This is a genomic window from Bradyrhizobium sp. McL0615 (assembly GCF_049993905.1).
GTDB lineage: Bacteria > Pseudomonadota > Alphaproteobacteria > Rhizobiales > Xanthobacteraceae > Bradyrhizobium.
The window spans coordinates 4762046-4778944 of the sequence record NZ_CP188254.1; the positions used below are offsets into that span (position 1 = coordinate 4762046).

Below are 16899 nucleotides of genomic sequence, written 5' to 3' on the forward strand. Positions count from 1 at the left end.
GATGATGGACCGCGCAAAACTCTACCGGCGTTTTCGTACGCTGCTGATCGCCAACCGCGGCGAGATTGCCTGCCGCGTCATCCGCTCGGCCCGCGCCATGGGCCTGCGTACCGTCGCCGTCTATTCCGAGGCCGACCGCGACGCCATGCATGTCGCCATGGCTGACGAGGCCGTGCTGCTCGGACCGGCGCGGGCGCGCGACAGCTATCTCAACATCGAACGCGTGATCGCGGCTGCGAAAAAGACTGGCGCCGAGGCGGTGCATCCCGGCTACGGTTTCCTGTCCGAGAACGCCGAGTTCGCGCAGGCGTGCCTGGATGCCGGATTGGTGTTCGTCGGCCCTACCGCCGAGATGATGACGGCGATGGGTTCGAAGTCAGGTTCGAAGGCGCTGATGGAGAAGGCCGGCGTGCCGCTGGTGCCCGGCTATCACGGCGAGGCGCAGGACGAGGCGACGCTCGCAAAGGCCGCCGACAAGATCGGTTTTCCGGTGCTGGTGAAGGCGTCCGCCGGCGGCGGCGGGCGCGGCATGCGCGCGGTCAATTCGGCCGGCGAACTCTCGGCGGCGATCGTCAGCGCCAAGCGCGAGGCCAAGGCGGCGTTCGGCGACGACCGCATGCTGATCGAAAAGTTCGTACAGAACCCGCGCCACATCGAGGTGCAGATCATCGGCGACAGCCATGGCAATCTTCTCTCGCTCTGGGAACGCGAATGCACGCTGCAGCGGCGGCATCAGAAGGTGATCGAGGAAGCGCCGTCGCCGACGCTCGACGCCACGCAGCGCGAGGCCGTCTGCGCCGCGGCGCGCAAGGCCGCCGCCGCCGTGAGCTATGTCGGCGCCGGCACCATCGAGTTCGTCTCCGACGGCAAGGACGTGTTCTTCATCGAGATGAACACGCGACTGCAGGTCGAGCATCCCGTGACCGAGCTGATTACCGGCGTCGACCTGGTGGAGTGGCAGTTGCGGGTGGCGTTCGGCGAAAAGCTGCCGCTGGCGCAGGAAGAGATCAGGCTGAACGGCCACGCCATCGAGGCGCGGGTCTACGCCGAAAATCCGCAGAAGAATTTCATGCCGTCAGTGGGCCGGATCAAGACCTGGCGCACGCCTGACGCGGTCGATGGCCTGCGGATCGACGCCGGCTATCGCAGCGGCGATGCGGTGTCGCCCTATTACGACGCCATGCTGGCAAAAGTGATTGCCTGGGCGCCGACGCGGCAGGCAGCAATCGACCGGCTCAACCGCGGACTGGAAGAGACTGACGTTCGGGGCATCATCACTAACATCCCGTTCCTGTCGGCGCTCATCACGCACCCGAAAGTTCGCGCCAACACCATCGACACCGGCTTCATCGAGCGCGAGCTGAAGAAGTTGACGGAATCGTCAGGCGAGGCCGGCGATCTCGAGCTTTGCGCAGGGGTGGCCGCCATCGTCCACGCGGAGCAGATACCCGCGCGCAAGGATTCGCCGTGGCAGACGTTTGGCTGGATGCCGGTCGGAAGGCGGCAACGGGTCTTCTCGTTCCGTCAGGGGCAGGGCGCCGAGCAGAAGGTGACGCTGCACTACGGCTCCGGGCCGATGACACTTTCGATCGGCAAACACGAATTTGTCTTCGCGACCTCGCCTGTGGATGACGGCAGCTTCGATCTGACCATCGACGGCATGAAATCACGCGTCACCGCCGTGATCGAGGGCCATGAGCTTTATCTGCGCACCCGCAACGGCCGTTTCGACCTGCACTGGGTCGATCCGTTCGGCGGCGAGACCGAGGAGCAGGTCGGCGAAGACAAGATCGTGGCGCCCTTGCCGGGCACCGTGGTGGCGCTGCTGGCCGAGGAGGGCGCGACCTTGGAAAAGGGTGCTGCGATCCTCACCCTCGAAGTCATGAAGATGGAGCAGACGCTGCGCGCACCGTTTGCGGGCGTGCTGAAGAAGATCAAGTGCAAGGTCGGCGATATCGTCGGCGAAGGCGTCGAATTGGCCGAAATCGAACCGGCAGCGTCATGAGCGATCGCGTCCATATCGTTGAAGTCGGCCCACGCGACGGGTTGCAGAACGAGAAGACCCCGGTCAGCGTCGCCGACCGGGTCGCGTTCGTTGAGGCATTGATTGGCGCAGGCCTCACATCGGTCGAGATCGGAGCGTTCGTGTCGCCCAAGGCGATCCCGCAAATGGTTGGGTCGACCGAGGTGCTGCGCGGCGTCAGCCATCACACGGATTGCGAACTGCCGGTGCTGGTGCCCAATGAGAAGGGATATGAGGCGTCACAGGCCGCCGGCGCCAAACTGATCGCGGTATTCGCCGCGGCATCGGAAAGCTTTTCGCGGGCCAACATCAATTGCTCGATTGCGGAATCGATCGACCGGTTCAAGCCGGTGCTCGCCCGCGCCAAGGCCGACGGCATCAGGGTGCGCGGCTATATCTCCACCGTGCTCGGCTGCCCCTATGAGGGCGAGATCAGCCCACAGGCGGTGGTCGATGTCGCAAAAGTGCTGTGGGACCTCGGCTGCTACGAAGTCTCGCTCGGCGACACCATCGGCGTCGGGACGCCCCTGAAGGCGCGGCATCTGTTGCGCGCCGTGGCGGGCGACGTGCCGATGGCCAATCTGGCCATGCATTTTCACGACACGTACGGCCAGGCGCTCGCCAATCTCTATGCCGGGATGGAGGAGGGCTGCCGCGTGATCGATTCCGCGGCCGGCGGCCTCGGCGGCTGCCCCTACGCCCCCGGCGCGACCGGGAACGTCGCCACCGAGGACGTGGTCTACATGCTCGAAGGCATGGGCATCGCGACCGGCGTGGACATGACGAAGCTGGTTGCGGCGACCAATGTCGTGAGCGGGCTGATCGGCCGCCCGCCGGTCAGCCGCGTGGCCGCCGCGTTGAACGCAAAAAGGGCCGCAGGCACAACATGACGCGCAAGGGAAAGACGTTAGCGTCGTTAGCCGCTGCGGTGGCTGCACTGCTGGCAACCTTGGCCTATGTCGATTCTGCCTTTGACTGGGAGAGCGTGATCGGATTGTGCAATGTACCGGTGACGAGCGTTACGCCTGATCCAAATGGCACGCTCTCGGCGGTTGCGTTCGAAGTATACTGTGGGCCGGTACCGCCATCGAACACGCATGTAAGCCTGGTTCCGAAGGGGCGGAGGTTTTCTCGAAAACGTAGCGTCGACTTCCTGGTCTTGGATGGAAGCTATCATCTTCCGATTCAATGGACTGAAGAGTCCACGCTGGAGATAGGTTTACCGGCGCAAGCTAAAGCATTTAAGCGCGAAACCCGGATAGAACATGTGACGGTGAACTATCGACCTATTCTGTAAGATATGACAGCGCCGCCATCGACCTGACGGCGGCGCTTAATGCGAAGAGGGTCGCTTGCGCAGCCCAGTCCGACATTCGGCAGCCGTGGCCGATTCTTCAGCGTTGTCACCTATCATGGGTTCGCTTCTTCTCGCACGGCTCAGCCGCGAATAGCCCCGCCTCCCGTATAATTTATACAATCCTGTCAAATGGAGATTACCGGGGACCGGTTAGCTTTTGCTGGGTCGGGGCCCCGTCAACGTGCGAAATAGAGCCCGCCTCGATCGGAAAGGCCGGCCATGACGACGGAAGATCAAATGAAGGGCCCTCTGAAGCACCGGACGCTGTCGGCTGCGATCGTCGACCAGCTCAGGCAGTCGATTCTCGACGGGACCTATCCGGCCGGTTCGCAGCTTCGGCAGGACGCGCTGGGCGATGCCTACGGCGTCAGCCGCATTCCGGTGCGCGAGGCGCTGTTTCAGCTCGAGGCCGAAGGGCTGGTGCGGATCGTCCCGCAAAAGGGGGCGATCGTCTCGGAGCTGTCGCTGGACGAAATCAACGACGTGTTCGACCTGCGCGGGATCATGGAGCCGCGTCTGTTGGCGCAGTCGGCGCCGCACTTTTCCGAACCAGACTTTGCCGGGCTGGACGACATCCAGAAGCACTTCGAGAAGGCGATCAAGGCGGGCAACATCAGCGAGTGGGGTCAGCTCAATGCCGACTTCCATATGGCGCTCTACGTTCACGCGCGGCGGCCACGGACCAAGGCGATCGTCATCGCGCTGCTGCAGACCAGCGACCGCTACACGCGCCTACAGCTCTCCAACACCAAGGCGATGGGGACGGCCGAAAAAGAGCATGCCCACCTGATCGCGCTATGCCGGGCGCAACAGATCGACGAGGCCTGCCGGTTTCTGGCGCAGCATATCGAGGCGGTGCGGACGGACCTGTTGCAGGTGGTTGGCGGCGGCTCGATCGCGGCACGGGCGGTGCGGTAAATTGTAGGGTGGGTAGAGCCTCACCTTCCTCCGTCAGGCCCCATCACCAGATCAGGTAACCCGGTCGAAATCCCCGGGAAGAAACACAGCAGCGCCACCGCCAGCATCATCAGCAGCACGAACGGCAGCGTGCCCCAGATCACCTCGCTGAGCGGAATATCCGGCGCGACGTTGCGGATGACGAAGATGTTCAACCCGACCGGCGGGTGGATCAGCCCCATCTCCATCACGATGGTCATGACCACGCCGAACCAGATGATGTCGAAATTGGCGGCGCGCAGCGGCGGCAGGATGATCGGCGCGGTCATCAGGATGATCGAGACCGGGGGCAGGAAGAAACCGAGCACGACGACCATCAGCAGGATCGCGACCAGCAGTTCCCAGCGCGGCAGATGCATGGCGACGATGGCTTCCGCCGCCGATTGCGAGATGTGCAAATAGCTCATCACGTAGGAATAGAGCAGCGACATGCCGATGATCATCATCAGCATGGTGGATTCGCGGATGGTGGATTTCAGGATCGGCGACAGGTCGCTCGGCCGCCACACCGCGTAGATCACCGCAATCAGCACCAGCGCGAGCAGGCCGCCGAGCCCGGCCGTCTCTGACGGCGTGGCGTAGCCGCCATACAGCGCGATCATCACGCCGGTGAGCAGCAGCACGAACGGGAGCACCCGCGGCAGCATGGTGAAGCGCTCGGCCATGGTAAACTCGTCGCGCTGCAGGATCGCGGATTCCGTTCCGGTCTTCTCGTAGAGCGCCTTCGCCGTCGCATATTCCTTGCGGAAACGCAGCACGGCGTAGATACCGAACAAGGTCACCAGCAACAGCCCCGGCCCGATGCCGGCGAGGAACAACCGGCCCAGAGACTTCTCCGCGGCGACCGCGAACAGGATCATGGTGATGGACGGCGGCAGCAGGATGCCGAGCGTGCCGCCGGCGGCGATGATGCCTGCGGCAAAGCCGCCGGAATAGCCGCGCTTGCGCATCTCGGGGATGCCGGCGGAACCGATCGCCGAGCAGGTCGCTGGCGAGGAGCCCGCCATCGCCGCGAACAGCGCGCAGGCGAATACGTTGGCAACGCCAAGCCCGCCGGGCACGCGATGCAGCCAGGCATGCAGCGCCGAATAGAGGTCCTGGCCGGCGCGGGATTTGCCGATCGCCGCTCCCTTGAGGATGAACAGCGGGATCGACAATAGCGTGATCGAGGCCATTTCCTCGTAGACGTTCTGCGTCACGGTATCCAGCGATGCCGCGGGCATGAAGATCGCCATGAACACGACAGCAACGGCGCCCAAGGCAAATGCGATGGGCATGCCGGAAAACATCGCAAACAGGGTGGCAACGCCGTAACTGATACCAATTCCGAGAACGCTCATCGACGTGAAGCACCAGCAAAGGGAATAATGATCTGCAACAGGATTTGCAGGCACAACAGCGTCATGCCCAAGGCCATCAGCACGTAGGGGATCGCAAGCGGCGGCGACCACATCGAGTTCGACACCTGGCCATCGACCCAGGCCTCATGCGCCAGCGTCCAGGATTTCCAGGCAAAGAAGGCGCAGAATAACAGGCTCGCGACATCGACCAGCCACAGCCTGATACGGTTGGCGAGCGGCGACAACAGCCCGACAAAGGCCTCGATGCCGATGTGGCCCCGCTGGCCCTGTACATAGGCCGCGGTCAGGAAGGTGGCGCCGACCAGCAGAAACACCGCCGCTTCGTCCTGCCAGTAATTGGCGCTGTGGAACAGAGCGCGGCCGAGCACGCTGTAACTAAGGATCACGCAGGCCGCGATCAGCGCAAGCGCGGCGAAGACCACGATGACGTTGTTGCACAGCGCCAGCGCCTGGCCGAGCGCCGCCACGAGCGGATTGCCCGTGGCGGTCTCGGAATGGTCTTGTTGATCCGGAAGCGGACCATGCATCATGCGGCAACGTCGCTGGCAAGCTTGAGCAGGTTGGCCGACGTCGCGGTCTTGGCGCTGTAGTCCTTCCAGGCGGTATCGCGCGCAATATCCCGCCATTTGTTGACGATCGCCACGTCGAGCTTGCTGACCTTGGCGCCGGCCTTCTCATAGACCTTGGCGACCTCGACATCGTCGTCCTGCGCGCCCTTGCGGCCGAACGCTTCCAGTTCGCTGCCGACCGACAGGATGATGTCCTGCTGGTTCTTGGGCAGCTTGTCGAAGATCGCCTTCGACATCATCAGCGGCTCCAGCATGAACCAGTAGGAAGCGCCGGCGCCCGAGGTCAGCGATTTGGCGACCTCTTCGAGGCGGAACGAGATCAGGCTGGTCGAGGAGGTGATGCCGGCGTCGCAGGCGCCGGTCTGCATCGCGGCGTAGATTTCGTTCGACGGCACCGACAGCACGGCAGCGCCCGCTGTCTGCAGCACCATGTCCATTTCTTTCGAGCCGCCGCGAACCTTCAGTCCCTTGGCGTCTTCAGGCGCCACGATCGGCCTGGAACGGCTGGCGACGCCACCGGCCTGCCAGACCCAGGTCAGGAGGATGATGCCCTTGTCGGCGAGGAAATCGGTTAGCGCCTTGCCGACCGGCTCCTTCTTCCAGCGAAGCCCTTGGTCATAGGTTGCGACCAGGCCCGGCATCAGGCCGATATTGGTCTCCGGCAATTCACCACCGGCATAGGGCATCGGATAGAGGCTGATATCGAGCGCGCCTTTGCGCATCGCCGAGAATTGCGCGTTGGTCTTGATCAGCGAGGAGTTCGGATAGATTTCGGCGGCGATCTCGCCGCCGGAGCGTTTGGTGACTTCGGCGGCGAACATGCGGCAGAGCCGGTCGCGGAAATCACCCTTGTCGACGGTACCACCCGGGAACTGGTGCGAGATCTTCAGCGTCGTGGCGGCATGGGCGGTGCCGATGCCGAAACGAAGGATGGTGGGCGCAGCAAGTGCGGATGCGATGACATGGCGGCGTGTGAGCATGGTTTATCCCCTGCTAATAGGTGTTGGGTCGGCGATCAGGACCGGCTTCAGCCCATGTTGGCCGGTCTTCGTCCGAGGTTGCTCTCGTCTGATAGTTCAAGGCTGTGTGATAGGTCGGGGCGGCACGCGACGGCAAGCCCAGATTCCAGCCCCGAGACCAAAAGACTGATATCGCTGCAGCGCACACCCGGGAACAGCCGTTCGCAGAAGACTCCGACAATAATACGTCCAACTTGGGCACTCGCGGAGCGTTAGCCGCCATCAATTTGCCCGCTTCAACTATCCGTGACAACGGCAGAACTTTGGGGTCCGGCCGGTAACAACGCCGCTTGCGGCGTCGTCGTTAGGGGAGCGGCAGATGTCGCTTTCGAGAAACCAACCCAAAGGATGACGACCCATGACCACCACGACCCGTATCGGCCTCGGCCTGTCTGCCGCACTCGTTTCGCTCGGCCTTGCGTTCGGGCCGGCCGTCTTCGCTCAGGACAAAATGGGCAAGGACGACGGCATGAAGAAAGAATCGATGTCCAAGGATGCGATGAAGAAAGACGACGGCATGATGAAGAAGGACGGCATGAAGCACGATGGCATGATGAAAGACGGCATGAAAAAAGACGACGGCATGAAAAAGAACTGAGCCGCGCCGTCATTACCTGCGACAAGCGCAAAGCGCTTGCGCAAGGGAGCGATGCTCAAGCATCGGCCCTGAAGGTTCGAGATTCCCCGATGCGCTATTGCGCATCGTGGGATCTGACGCTCACGCACCAGCCCGGAATGACGGAGCACTGAAGACAGCGGGGCATGGTCTGTCATCGGCAGGAGACGGTGCGCGTTTTGCCCGCTTTCTCTTGCCTACTTCTTCTTGCCCTTGCCTTTGCGCGCGGCGTAACGGGCATCGCGCTTGGCCTTTTGCTCGGCCTCCAGCGCGGCCAGCCTGGCCACCTCTTCTTCCTTCTCGCGCGCGATCCGGGCGGCTTCGGCTGCGGCGGCCTCGGCCTCGAGACGCTTCTGTTCGGCCTTGGCCGCTTCCTTGGCCTCTCTCGCTTTGGCGCGGGCGGCGGCCTGGGCTTCGCGCTCGGCCTGACGGCGCTGCACCTCGGGATCGTCGAGTCCCGGCTTGGCGCGAAACTTGTTCAAAATGTCCTGTCGCGCCTGCATCGCGGCCTTTTGGCGATCCGCGAAGTTCGGTTCCTTGAATCCACTCATAGACGAGGCCTTGTCGCTTTCACTCTCGGGGGTTGGGCGCACGCGGCGCGCGGAATGGCGCCTTGGTAAGTGAACCCGGGGCAAAATGCCAGCGCCGAAATGGCGCTGGCAGAGCAGGGGAGACTTGCGTGTACGGCAAATGGCCCAAATTGATGCCGATGGGTGGGATTACGTCAGTCTGGCTGCTCTACGAGACGGCAACGGCGACCCAAGCCGGCCGGCGGCGATCCTGCAATATGGCCTTCTCGCCTGTGCGCGGATTGGCCTGGTCGGCTCGGTGGTGATGCTCGCTTCAGAGAAGTGACGCGCGATCTTAGATGTTGTCGCGATGGCGACCGGGGCTGAGAACCCGTGCCACCGTCATCACCGTCATCGCGATCCGATCCGCGGCGCGCTGCGCCTCCAGCCTGTCGCGGGCATTTTCCCTGATCATGATCTCGATCAGTTCGCGCCGCTTGGTCTCATCGACTGCTTCGGCCAGCAATTGCTTGTACCTGATGTAGTCGTAGCCTGTTTCCTGCTTGTCCATCGCACGCCCCGCCCACGCGCTCACCCCGAACGCGCACACTGTCGACCAAGGGTTGTAAGCGCGCAACGAAATTGCGCGAGTTATACCCATGTCTGCGTCAAACGGGCTCACGCACAAACCCGTGTAGTGTGAACCTGTTCACAAGAACCGTAATGGGTCGTTCCTATCTTCCGGGCATCTCAACAGGAGCGACCGCCATGCCCCGCAATTGGTGGACCCGCAAAAACCTCATGCTCGCCGCCGCCGTCGTTGCGCTGGCCTTCATCGGCTGCATCGTGATCGGCGTTTCCTATCCCGAGCCGGCCGCCAGCGCCGCCCTCGGTCCGGACTGGCACTGCAGCCGGCTGGCCTTCATCTTCACGACCTGCAGTCGGGTCAGGCAAAGCAAGTCCATGGCCGTCCGCCTCGCCAAAATCCCGGTGTGCGGCCGGCTGCGGACGTAATAGGATCGGGCCGGAAACGGAACTGGCCAGAACCGGAGCTTCCTATGCTAAAATTGTCTCGTGTTATGGTGGCTGCGTCGGCGGCTGCTCTCGTATTCCTGCCGGCCGGCGCCGCACGGGCGCAGGGCGCGCCGGGCAGCGAGACCGCGCCCGCGGCACCGCCCACTGCCGCCGCTTCGGAAGCCAAAGCTCCCGAAAACACGGCTCCTGAAAACAAGGCCACTGAGAACACGGCTCCTGAAAAGGAGAAGGCCGCGCCAAAGAAAAAGAAGCCGGCCAAGATGACCCGGCAACAGGAAATCGACCGGTCGGTCGATCGTGGCACGGTGCCCGCGCGTTATCGGAACTCGATTCCGAAAGAGTATCATCAGTATATTCCGTTCGATAAGCAGTAGGACGCGGCGAGACGGATTGCTTCGCTGCGCCCGCAATGACGGCCGGGCAGAATCTTGTGGTCTCGCGTGAGGGACACACGCAAGGAATTTACGCAGGAGTATCGGACCGTACTCATACGGATTGGCTGCGCGTGCGCGGCGCATCTATAACGACGCCGCTTGCAGCGGGGGGCAGGGCGGTCGTTCATCACGACGAACGCTACCACTGGAGGCCACGAGGCCCGGACTCCTAGGCACTCCGGGCCTCGTCTACTCTTCATCGCATCGGTCGAACCGATTTTTCACCGTTCGACCTGCTTCATCGGCCCAATCGCAATCGGAAAAACGCCAATGCGGCACGCGGTCATTGGGCCGGCGTGCCGACGATCGGATGACCGGCCGCGCGCTGCTCGCCTTCGTCCTCCTGGAGTTGATGGCGAACATCGGCGGCGTTGCCGTATTTCTGGGCCATGTCATGGACGTCGATTTGCCGTTCTTCGCGGCCTCCGAGGAATAGCCGGCGGACGGACTTCCTAACCCAGCAGCCGGTAGACGATGCTGGTCGATGCGCCGGCCAGGCAGAACGCCAGCGCCATGCACACCAGCACCTCGTCGCGATCGAATTCCGGCAGTGGCGAGCTCAACGGATCCTCCCGCTCTGCCGTTTCAATTCATGCCATAGGGAAAACGTGCCGAAGGCGCTCTGTTCCCAATCTCGCGGGATTTCGGCCCGCTTTACGCCGTTTCGGTTCCCTTGACGCTCGGATGGCGGTGCCGATTATCGATCGCGGAAATAAAAATCGTAATGATTCAACAGTCTTTTAAATTCTCTTTAAGTTAAAAATGAGTTCCTATTCAGGCCGCACCGCCGCGCGGCCCGAATAGCCGGGCGCCGCCCCTTCACCTACCCCAGGGAGACGAGCGCTCGGCTATTGTGGGCGCACAAGCCCGACGACAAAAGCATCGCTGGCCGATCTCGGCCCGGTGTTTCGGACGATCGGGCCGCTCAGCGGTAATTCAGGCCGACACGCAGAATGTTGTCGGTGATGTGCGAATTGTAATTGCAAAGGCACCGGTTCCGCTAACGGCGAGAACGGAAATCGCGAGTGCCAGCCTTTTCATGGAAATGCCCCCAGAAACAGGATTGCGCGAAACCGGTCCAGATTATCGAATTCTTGCGCGAACGATGTCACCGGGCGGCAACAGCGGGCGCCGTTTGGAAGACAACCTGAAGGTGAACGATATTTCTCATGCTACTCGTATCCCGCGCGGCGCACGGTGACGCGGCACAAGCCATCGCAGCCAATCTGGCGCGCGGCGCCGAGCGAGAAGTCGAGCACCCGGCCGCGTGTGAAGGGGCCGCGGTCCTGCACGGGGCAGCGGATCTTCTTGCCGTTCTCGAGATTGGTGACGACGAAGATGGTGCCAAACGCCTCGGTGCGGTGCGCGCAGGAGACCTCGTTGGCCTTGAAGCGCTTGCCGCGCGCGTCCCACTTGTCTTCCCAGTAGACGGAGGCTTCCTGATCGTCTGCCGGCGGCCGGGCGATCCGCCCCATCCACTTTTCCTGGAAGGTGTCGGCGCATGCATGCGACGAGGTCAGCGCCAACGCCAGCGCCGCAAACTGCAGCCTGAACGCACCGCGGCCAATCCGGTGGCGATACTCTGCCATGACGCCAACATTCTGTTGCGGGACGGGCTTGGGCCCGCCGGAAATTCCAGCGGAAGTTCCGCATCGACTTTGGCGTCGGCGTGGCGGATATGTGTCGGCATTGCGCCGACTCGAAAACGCCGGACGCTGTTGCGCGTAAGCAACGATCGAATGAGGTTGCGCGATTGGGAAACTGTCAACAAGAGACCCATAGTTTCAGCTCGTCACTGCCTTGCGCTTCGTGATCGGCCAATCTATCAAAGGTTGTGAAGGAAAAATGGGATGCGCCTCACTGCGAATTGCGCCTTGGTGGTATTGTCTCAAGAGATCGATCGCCAAGGATCTCACAATCTGAAGAGGTCAGCCGCTTGGAACTTTTTCGGCCTGAAAGAGTCACATAAAGTGGTGCTGAATTGGCCTTATTCTGCTCATGTTTCCCTACCAACGATGACAACTACATCGAATGACAACTACATCGAATCATGATTGGGGACGGTCGTGAACCGGAATGACTTCAAATCGATGTCCACCGATGACTTGTGGGCACTGCACGAAGAAATCGCTTCAAGGCTTGCAGCAGCGCTGCTCGCGGAGAAGCGCGTGCTCGAAAATCGCCTGAAACAACTGCAGGGTGGTGCCGAAGCCGAGCGCGAGAGCTCGTCGACCGGGCGGCGTCCATACCCAACAGTCGTTCCCAAGTTTCGGAACCCGGATCGGCCGTCCGAGACGTGGGCGGGACGCGGAAAGACGCCACGCTGGCTGACTGCGAAGTTGAAGTCCGGCAAGCGGATCGACGACTTCCGTATCAGGCACGTCGCCTAACAGGATTTGTGGCTGATCGGCTGCGGCGTGCCTGCACTTTGGCCAACCAGTGAATTGGCTACGTGAAGTCTGCGGATGCCGTGGCGACCTGCTGCGGATCGGTAGTGCACCCGCGTTCTGATCGTTCGGGTTGGAAAGCCGTCGGGTGCCAGCACCATTGGTGATGTCGATCTGAAATCAGATGCTGGCGTCACCGTTGCACTTCAGCTTGTCTCGATCTTGGCTTGGACCGCGGTGTACGGGATTGAGCGTTCTTTCGGCGTGCGCTTCCAGGGCTCTGACAATTCCCATGCGCGCGAACAGCATGGGTCCACGATCTTCGGCGGCATCGATCAGCATCTGCACAGCCAGCCGCCATTCCTGGCAATCACGTTCCGGCTGTGGAAGCTTCCTGATGTAGCCGGCGGCGTCTCGCAGGGTTTGCGCTGGCGGGCCTTCCGGGAGAGGGACAGGCTGCGCGAACGGACGATCCCAGGACATACTGAACTCCCGTCATAGACCTCCAATCGGTCCCAAGATGGAAGGGACGCGCCCAAACGGTCAACCCCGCTTGGGTCGTCTTCCGGAGGCACCGGAAGCACGGGGATTCGACGCATAGTCTCTATGTTAGTTCCATTGGCTCGAGGCTGTTTTGTCCGCGCCGATCGATCAAGGCGAGCGTCTCTTGCGGATCGATCAGTTTTGGAATGCAACGCCGACGAAATCGCCTTGCCGCCAGATCACGCGGCATTCGCGAACGGTGTGAAAATTGTCAAAACTCAATTCGAAATCCAGCGGCAGCAAATTGAGGCTGTGAAGTGCGATGCCAGCCCCGGAATTCGTGACGTCCTGAACGCGGCAGGTCAGGACGCCGCGCTCCGCGTCAAAGAACAGCAGCGCGTCTTTCGAGATCGTTGTCCTCGTTACAGATCGGCGGTCGGGTTCCATCGGAGCTACCAATAGTTCATGCAAGCCCCCAGCAACTCAAAGCTAGCGAATTGAGCGGGGGCGGCAATCAGGTTCGGCCTTCTTCGTAAACAAACAATTTTAATGATCGCGGAAAGTCGCAGTCCACAAGCAAGAGCGGCCGTCGCATGGGGGCTGCCGTTGCGGCTTAAGCACAGCGCCGACTGTTCCGGGGGCGGAACTCACAATCAGACTTGATGCGGCGGTGAAAGCCGGTCCTTTCTTAATGTGCAGAGGGGAATCAGATGGGCCTACGTTGGGTGTGCGCGGTGGCGCTGTGTCTGGGAATGCCAAGCGCGGGATTTGCGGGTGAACAGTCCGGTGTCTTGCGTCGAATTTCGTGTCCTGTCGTGCGCTATTACGTGGCGCAATACAGTGCGTCCGCCGCCGAGCAGTGGGCCCGCAGCAAAGGCGCGAGCGATGCTGAGATCGATGCCGCCCGGCGCTGCCTTAAGCCCGACACGACGCGAACCGCCAAGGCGCCATCGAGGCCGCTCGCGCTCGGCAGCTACGGCTGGTGAATTGCGGGATAGTAGGGGTGGCGGGTAGGCAGGTCGTCCGGCATAAGCCAACGGGTCGCGCGAATGGGCGCCCGCTGACGCCGGGCTACTTTCAGGCAGGGCCGTCAGGCCGCCGAAGTGCGCTGGATTTCAATATTGCCGCTGACGCTTGCTGCGCTTGGCCTTCGGCCCGCCGTAATATGGATTGACCACGCATTGCGCCGAGCGGCCCGAGGCTGACGCGGCACACTGCGCCATCGTTTGGTAGCGGCACTCGAAGTAGTAGTCCACCATGCCCTGGTAGATCTGCAGGCAAACGGGGTAGCTCGGATCGTAGGTTTGGGCCTGTGTCGGGGCGGGCAGGGCGATCGTCGCCAAGATAATCAAAGCCTTTGCCGTGGCAGGTGCGTGCGGCAGCTTCATCCTGAGGTCCTCCCAATATTACTTTAAGCAAGCAACCAGTAGCCTGCAGGAGCGGAGCGATATGCGGGGCTCGAAAGCCTGGATGTCGCTGCGTTTATCCAGGCGACGCTTGCACATCCGGCTGCGTCACGACCACCAGCCCGATTTTCAGACTTCTCGATCCTCAAATCCATACTCTCGATAGATAACGGCGCGATCGCCGTGAGGATTTAGCCGGCACTTAGCCTGGGCGAGATGCAGGTTAAGGGTCCCGGGCTGACAATTGGCCGCCAGCAGTTTTCGGATGTCGTCCATCTGCTGGCGCGATTGCTGGGTCGGTTCGAGTTGCTCAAGCGCGATCAGCGCCGTTGCCAGCGCTTCGGTGACGACCCATTCGTCGTGGCCGGTGATTCCCTTTTTTGGCATGACGATCCGCATCCTTTGTCAGGGCAACGGAGCAATTCCCTAACGGGCATTATAAGCCCAAACCGCAAATCGTCACCCGTGCCGCTTCAGTTTTCTTTGGCCTTTGATGTACGAGTGGTCCCGAACGGAGCGAACCGTGGCGAAGTTTCCCAAGTGATTGCACTACGGGCTTCCCCGCAGTGGCAGGCGGAGGGTATCCAGTTCGGATTATGCTATCGGAATTTGGAAAATTTATTGACTTAATGCCATCAAGCTTGCGCTGCACAACGCATATTCCTTCCGTGGAGCCGCGACTCGATCTAACCTGATGCGGGGGAGCGTTTTTAAATCGGCTTCGTGCTCAAAATTTCAGCCGACGATGAACGCTCGAATATCGAATCATGATTGGGGACGGTCGTGAACCGGAATGACTTGAAGTCGATGTCCACCGACGAATTGTGGGCGCTCCACGAGGAAGTTGCCATGAGGCTTGCCTCGGCACTAAGAGCGGAAAAGGCCGTGGTTGAAAACCGCTTGAAGCAGTTGCGCCGCCGAGCTGAAACTCAGCCTGCAGCTCGAGCTGCAAAGTCGTCTCGTGCTGCAAAGTCGCCGGATCGCCGCCCCTATCCTGCGGTCGTTCCGAAATATCGGAATCCGGACCGGCCGTCGGAGACTTGGGCAGGCCGCGGCAAGACGCCCCGCTGGCTGACTGCACAACTAAAGTCCGGCAGGCGGATGGACGATTTTCGGATCAGGCACGCAGCGTAGGCAATCAGCTAAGCCGACCAGCTTCGGCTTTCTGAACCAGCTTACGCAACGCCTGCACCTCGGCCAACCGTCTCGCGAGTTTTGCGGCCACGACTGGCTTTCTTGAGGCTGAAGAAAGTCGTTTGGTTTTGCCGGATGTTGGTCTGGCCGCCATGGTGGTTGTTCCTGCCTGAAGTCTTACCCCCAAGGGCAACATGCTCTCTTCCCGGGTTGCAGGCTAGTGCCGCACCGACACAGCCGGCGAAAATTGAGCGGGACTCCGCCCATGTAACGCACGGGCCTGGAGCCCGTACCATTCGTGCCACAACCTCCACCGGCTTCGATTGGTAGAATCGGGATCGCATTGCTCGTCCGACCCACGCCCATCAAGATGTCGGCGCACCGGTCACGGCATGCCCCCTCAGTCCAGATTTTTCCGCTTCAGCCGCATCTGCATATCGAACTTGAGGTCATATTTCTTTCCATCCGCGCATACGCATCGTCGATTCAACTGTTGATCGTCTTCGTCCATCTCCAATTTGCCGCCGGAACATCCCTCGGCCTGGACCCCAGCGGAGAGCTTTGCGCGTTCGTCCTAGGTAACCTGGCGATCGGCGAACGCAGGCAGCGCCGATAGAGCGAGTATCGCCATCGTCGCAATCAACCGCATGAGCAAAGTCCTCCGGGCGTATGTAGCACGGGCTTCGCGATGAAGCTCGCGTTAGGCCATTGGGCGAGCCAGCACGCAGAACCCGAATGCCGGCGGTCGGCAAACGTTCGGGAACCCGGGCAATTGCTGTCAGAAATGTCGAACGAGCAGGCTAGCGCCGCCCAAGTAGGACGGCCACCAATCGTGGATCACCCACCGACCGCGGCCAAAAGGGCCGTCCGGCGTCAACATTCACACACCGCACACCTGCCCGTGTTAGGAAGCGGTTAGCACCAGACGACACCCGGGTAATATCTCGGGTCTCTCGCTGGCGCGCGCTTCTCCTGCCCGACCGTGCCGAACCTGATCGATTTTCCGATCAGCACCGCGAGTGGGAGCTGTATGGCGAGCCAAACGAGGATGCTGGTCCACATCGTTGTCATGGATTTATAACGCCTCAAGGCCGGCCAAGGATCCACGCAGAAAGTCACGGTTCCGGCGGAACTAAGGCCAACGGGCGGGTCCCAGCAAGGTAGTGGTCACCGCCGCGTGGACGGCCTGTTCCGGGTCAACGCGCGGGTCAAAACGGCCGACGACCGGTCACCGTCCCGGTCACCGGGCCGAGTTCATTTGACGTTCCTAACGACGGACTGCGGCGGCCGTTCAAATCGGCGGCCGCATTCGAAACAAGTTCGCCGCTTGCTGCGTAGGTCTGAACGGGAGAAGAAAAAAGGAGTGGCGATCCCAGCAGGATTCGAACCTGCAACCCACGGAGTAGAAATCCGTTACTCTATCCAGTTGAGCTATGGGACCGTCCGGGCGGCAACCGCCCTCGATATTCGCCTTATAGGCTTTCCTTATCTAGCACTGCCAATATGAAAAATCCGCTTCCCCGCCAAGACGGTCGAACCGATTTCCTCAAGTTCGCGACCAAGGCAGACGGTGGGCCATAGCCTATGGTCCGCCCCTGACATAAAGCCA

At 61.5% G+C, this 16899-nt stretch carries 22 protein-coding genes and 1 tRNA gene; 12 read left to right on the forward strand and 11 right to left on the reverse strand.

What is annotated here, in order from left to right; all coding sequences use genetic code 11:
• Window positions 1-4 precede the first annotated feature (4 nt).
• The 4 genes from ACPPVP_RS22540 (at window position 5) to ACPPVP_RS22555 (ending at window position 4298) form a co-directional block, all read left to right on the forward strand.
• Window positions 5-2005, forward strand: coding sequence for an acetyl/propionyl/methylcrotonyl-CoA carboxylase subunit alpha (locus ACPPVP_RS22540; protein ID WP_426524540.1), 2001 nt, complete (start codon window positions 5-7; stop codon window positions 2003-2005).
• A complete protein-coding gene (locus ACPPVP_RS22545; RefSeq protein WP_426524542.1) occupies window positions 2002-2913 on the forward strand; it encodes a hydroxymethylglutaryl-CoA lyase in 912 nt (303 codons plus the stop codon). The genes ACPPVP_RS22540 and ACPPVP_RS22545 overlap by 4 nt, the downstream gene beginning before the upstream one ends.
• Window positions 2910-3320, forward strand: a complete 411-nt coding sequence (locus ACPPVP_RS22550; protein WP_426524544.1) for a hypothetical protein — start codon at window positions 2910-2912, stop codon at window positions 3318-3320. Before ACPPVP_RS22545 ends, ACPPVP_RS22550 begins: the two co-directional genes overlap by 4 nt.
• A 297-nt stretch (window positions 3321-3617) precedes the next feature.
• Entirely contained in the window at window positions 3618-4298 is a 681-nt protein-coding gene (locus ACPPVP_RS22555) for a GntR family transcriptional regulator (protein ID WP_426524545.1), read from the forward strand.
• Between the two features lie 20 nt (window positions 4299-4318).
• Here the strand turns inward: ACPPVP_RS22555 and ACPPVP_RS22560 are convergent, their stop codons facing one another.
• From ACPPVP_RS22560 to dctP, 3 genes are read right to left on the reverse strand one after another with little or no spacing between them, the layout of a single operon-like run.
• Window positions 4319-5677 carry a TRAP transporter large permease gene (locus tag ACPPVP_RS22560; RefSeq protein WP_426524547.1) on the reverse strand — a complete coding sequence of 453 codons (1359 nt, stop codon included), beginning with the start codon at window positions 5675-5677 and terminating at the stop codon, window positions 4319-4321.
• Window positions 5674-6228, reverse strand: a complete 555-nt coding sequence (locus ACPPVP_RS22565; RefSeq protein WP_426524549.1) for a TRAP transporter small permease — start codon at window positions 6226-6228, stop codon at window positions 5674-5676. The genes ACPPVP_RS22560 and ACPPVP_RS22565 overlap by 4 nt, the downstream gene beginning before the upstream one ends.
• Complete coding sequence (dctP, locus tag ACPPVP_RS22570) at window positions 6225-7247, reverse strand: TRAP transporter substrate-binding protein DctP (protein WP_426524551.1); 1023 nt, start codon at window positions 7245-7247, stop codon at window positions 6225-6227. Before dctP ends, ACPPVP_RS22565 begins: the two co-directional genes overlap by 4 nt.
• Before the next feature lie 397 nt (window positions 7248-7644).
• Here dctP and ACPPVP_RS22575 point away from each other — a divergent pair, with 397 nt between their 5' ends.
• On the forward strand, window positions 7645-7884 hold the full coding sequence (locus ACPPVP_RS22575) for a pentapeptide MXKDX repeat protein (protein WP_426524553.1): 240 nt from the start codon (window positions 7645-7647) through the stop codon (window positions 7882-7884).
• A 215-nt stretch (window positions 7885-8099) separates the two neighbouring features.
• Here ACPPVP_RS22575 and ACPPVP_RS22580 read toward each other — a convergent pair whose 3' ends face one another.
• On the reverse strand, window positions 8100-8453 hold the full coding sequence (locus ACPPVP_RS22580) for a DUF6481 family protein (RefSeq protein ID WP_426524555.1): 354 nt from the start codon (window positions 8451-8453) through the stop codon (window positions 8100-8102).
• Window positions 8454-8592: 139 nt separating this feature from the next.
• Between ACPPVP_RS22580 and ACPPVP_RS22585 the strand changes: the two genes are divergently transcribed.
• Window positions 8593-8757: a hypothetical protein gene (locus ACPPVP_RS22585; protein WP_426524556.1), complete on the forward strand. Its 165-nt coding sequence runs from the start codon at window positions 8593-8595 to the stop codon at window positions 8755-8757.
• A 9-nt stretch (window positions 8758-8766) separates the two neighbouring features.
• On the opposite strand, the gene ACPPVP_RS22590 is transcribed toward ACPPVP_RS22585, so the two are convergent.
• A complete protein-coding gene (locus ACPPVP_RS22590) occupies window positions 8767-8982 on the reverse strand; it encodes a hypothetical protein (RefSeq protein ID WP_426524558.1) in 216 nt (71 codons plus the stop codon).
• 197 nt (window positions 8983-9179) lie between these two features.
• Between ACPPVP_RS22590 and ACPPVP_RS22595 the strand changes: the two genes are divergently transcribed.
• The 3 genes from ACPPVP_RS22595 (at window position 9180) to ACPPVP_RS22605 (ending at window position 10316) form a co-directional block, all read left to right on the forward strand.
• Entirely contained in the window at window positions 9180-9425 is a 246-nt protein-coding gene (locus ACPPVP_RS22595) for a hypothetical protein (RefSeq protein ID WP_426524560.1), read from the forward strand.
• Window positions 9426-9469: 44 nt separating this feature from the next.
• A complete protein-coding gene (locus tag ACPPVP_RS22600; protein ID WP_426524561.1) occupies window positions 9470-9820 on the forward strand; it encodes a hypothetical protein in 351 nt (116 codons plus the stop codon).
• A 370-nt stretch (window positions 9821-10190) separates the two neighbouring features.
• Window positions 10191-10316 carry a hypothetical protein gene (locus ACPPVP_RS22605; protein WP_426524563.1) on the forward strand — a complete coding sequence of 42 codons (126 nt, stop codon included), beginning with the start codon at window positions 10191-10193 and terminating at the stop codon, window positions 10314-10316.
• Between the two features lie 736 nt (window positions 10317-11052).
• Here ACPPVP_RS22605 and ACPPVP_RS22610 read toward each other — a convergent pair.
• Window positions 11053-11469 (reverse strand): septal ring lytic transglycosylase RlpA family protein, encoded by a 417-nt coding sequence (locus tag ACPPVP_RS22610; protein WP_426524564.1) that lies wholly within the window; start codon window positions 11467-11469, stop codon window positions 11053-11055.
• A gap of 465 nt (window positions 11470-11934) precedes the next feature.
• Here ACPPVP_RS22610 and ACPPVP_RS22615 point away from each other — a divergent pair, with 465 nt between their 5' ends.
• Window positions 11935-12270 (forward strand): H-NS family nucleoid-associated regulatory protein, encoded by a 336-nt coding sequence (locus ACPPVP_RS22615; protein WP_426524566.1) that lies wholly within the window; start codon window positions 11935-11937, stop codon window positions 12268-12270.
• 177 nt (window positions 12271-12447) lie between these two features.
• Here ACPPVP_RS22615 and ACPPVP_RS22620 read toward each other — a convergent pair whose 3' ends face one another.
• Together ACPPVP_RS22620 and ACPPVP_RS22625 are read right to left on the reverse strand one after the other, a co-directional pair.
• Window positions 12448-12750, reverse strand: coding sequence for a hypothetical protein (locus ACPPVP_RS22620; protein ID WP_426524568.1), 303 nt, complete (start codon window positions 12748-12750; stop codon window positions 12448-12450).
• A 195-nt stretch (window positions 12751-12945) separates the two neighbouring features.
• The gene (locus ACPPVP_RS22625) at window positions 12946-13197 is read right to left on the reverse strand and encodes a PilZ domain-containing protein (RefSeq protein ID WP_426524570.1); all 252 of its coding nucleotides are present in this window, start codon (window positions 13195-13197) and stop codon (window positions 12946-12948) included.
• A gap of 263 nt (window positions 13198-13460) precedes the next feature.
• Between ACPPVP_RS22625 and ACPPVP_RS22630 the strand changes: the two genes are divergently transcribed.
• Window positions 13461-13736: a hypothetical protein gene (locus tag ACPPVP_RS22630; protein ID WP_426524572.1), complete on the forward strand. Its 276-nt coding sequence runs from the start codon at window positions 13461-13463 to the stop codon at window positions 13734-13736.
• A 129-nt stretch (window positions 13737-13865) separates the two neighbouring features.
• Here ACPPVP_RS22630 and ACPPVP_RS22635 read toward each other — a convergent pair whose 3' ends face one another.
• Both ACPPVP_RS22635 and ACPPVP_RS22640 read right to left on the reverse strand, forming a co-directional pair.
• Entirely contained in the window at window positions 13866-14138 is a 273-nt protein-coding gene (locus ACPPVP_RS22635; protein ID WP_426524574.1) for a DUF3551 domain-containing protein, read from the reverse strand.
• Between the two features lie 147 nt (window positions 14139-14285).
• A complete protein-coding gene (locus tag ACPPVP_RS22640; protein WP_426538003.1) occupies window positions 14286-14543 on the reverse strand; it encodes a hypothetical protein in 258 nt (85 codons plus the stop codon).
• A gap of 462 nt (window positions 14544-15005) precedes the next feature.
• Between ACPPVP_RS22640 and ACPPVP_RS22645 the strand changes: the two genes are divergently transcribed.
• Window positions 15006-15290 (forward strand): H-NS family nucleoid-associated regulatory protein, encoded by a 285-nt coding sequence (locus ACPPVP_RS22645; RefSeq protein WP_426538005.1) that lies wholly within the window; start codon window positions 15006-15008, stop codon window positions 15288-15290.
• Between the two features lie 1364 nt (window positions 15291-16654).
• On the opposite strand, the gene ACPPVP_RS22650 is transcribed toward ACPPVP_RS22645, so the two are convergent.
• Window positions 16655-16731, reverse strand: a tRNA-Arg gene (locus ACPPVP_RS22650).
• Between the last annotated feature and the right edge of the window lie 168 nt (window positions 16732-16899).

Coding starts and splice junctions, on each gene's coding strand:
- ACPPVP_RS22540 (WP_426524540.1), top strand. CDS start 5: ATGGACCGCGCAAAACTCTACCGGCGTTTTCGTACGCTGCTGATCGCC.
- ACPPVP_RS22545 (WP_426524542.1), top strand. CDS start 2,002: ATGAGCGATCGCGTCCATATCGTTGAAGTCGGCCCACGCGACGGGTTG.
- ACPPVP_RS22550 (WP_426524544.1), top strand. CDS start 2,910: ATGACGCGCAAGGGAAAGACGTTAGCGTCGTTAGCCGCTGCGGTGGCT.
- ACPPVP_RS22555 (WP_426524545.1), top strand. CDS start 3,618: ATGAAGGGCCCTCTGAAGCACCGGACGCTGTCGGCTGCGATCGTCGAC.
- ACPPVP_RS22560 (WP_426524547.1), bottom strand. CDS start 5,677: ATGAGCGTTCTCGGAATTGGTATCAGTTACGGCGTTGCCACCCTGTTT.
- ACPPVP_RS22565 (WP_426524549.1), bottom strand. CDS start 6,228: ATGATGCATGGTCCGCTTCCGGATCAACAAGACCATTCCGAGACCGCC.
- dctP (WP_426524551.1), bottom strand. CDS start 7,247: ATGCTCACACGCCGCCATGTCATCGCATCCGCACTTGCTGCGCCCACC.
- ACPPVP_RS22575 (WP_426524553.1), top strand. CDS start 7,645: ATGACCACCACGACCCGTATCGGCCTCGGCCTGTCTGCCGCACTCGTT.
- ACPPVP_RS22580 (WP_426524555.1), bottom strand. CDS start 8,453: ATGAGTGGATTCAAGGAACCGAACTTCGCGGATCGCCAAAAGGCCGCG.
- ACPPVP_RS22585 (WP_426524556.1), top strand. CDS start 8,593: ATGGCCCAAATTGATGCCGATGGGTGGGATTACGTCAGTCTGGCTGCT.
- ACPPVP_RS22590 (WP_426524558.1), bottom strand. CDS start 8,982: ATGGACAAGCAGGAAACAGGCTACGACTACATCAGGTACAAGCAATTG.
- ACPPVP_RS22595 (WP_426524560.1), top strand. CDS start 9,180: ATGCCCCGCAATTGGTGGACCCGCAAAAACCTCATGCTCGCCGCCGCC.
- ACPPVP_RS22600 (WP_426524561.1), top strand. CDS start 9,470: ATGCTAAAATTGTCTCGTGTTATGGTGGCTGCGTCGGCGGCTGCTCTC.
- ACPPVP_RS22605 (WP_426524563.1), top strand. CDS start 10,191: ATGACCGGCCGCGCGCTGCTCGCCTTCGTCCTCCTGGAGTTGATGGCG.
- ACPPVP_RS22610 (WP_426524564.1), bottom strand. CDS start 11,469: ATGGCAGAGTATCGCCACCGGATTGGCCGCGGTGCGTTCAGGCTGCAG.
- ACPPVP_RS22620 (WP_426524568.1), bottom strand. CDS start 12,750: ATGTCCTGGGATCGTCCGTTCGCGCAGCCTGTCCCTCTCCCGGAAGGC.
- ACPPVP_RS22625 (WP_426524570.1), bottom strand. CDS start 13,197: ATGGAACCCGACCGCCGATCTGTAACGAGGACAACGATCTCGAAAGAC.
- ACPPVP_RS22630 (WP_426524572.1), top strand. CDS start 13,461: ATGGGCCTACGTTGGGTGTGCGCGGTGGCGCTGTGTCTGGGAATGCCA.
- ACPPVP_RS22635 (WP_426524574.1), bottom strand. CDS start 14,138: ATGAAGCTGCCGCACGCACCTGCCACGGCAAAGGCTTTGATTATCTTG.
- ACPPVP_RS22640 (WP_426538003.1), bottom strand. CDS start 14,543: ATGCCAAAAAAGGGAATCACCGGCCACGACGAATGGGTCGTCACCGAA.
- ACPPVP_RS22645 (WP_426538005.1), top strand. CDS start 15,006: ATGAGGCTTGCCTCGGCACTAAGAGCGGAAAAGGCCGTGGTTGAAAAC.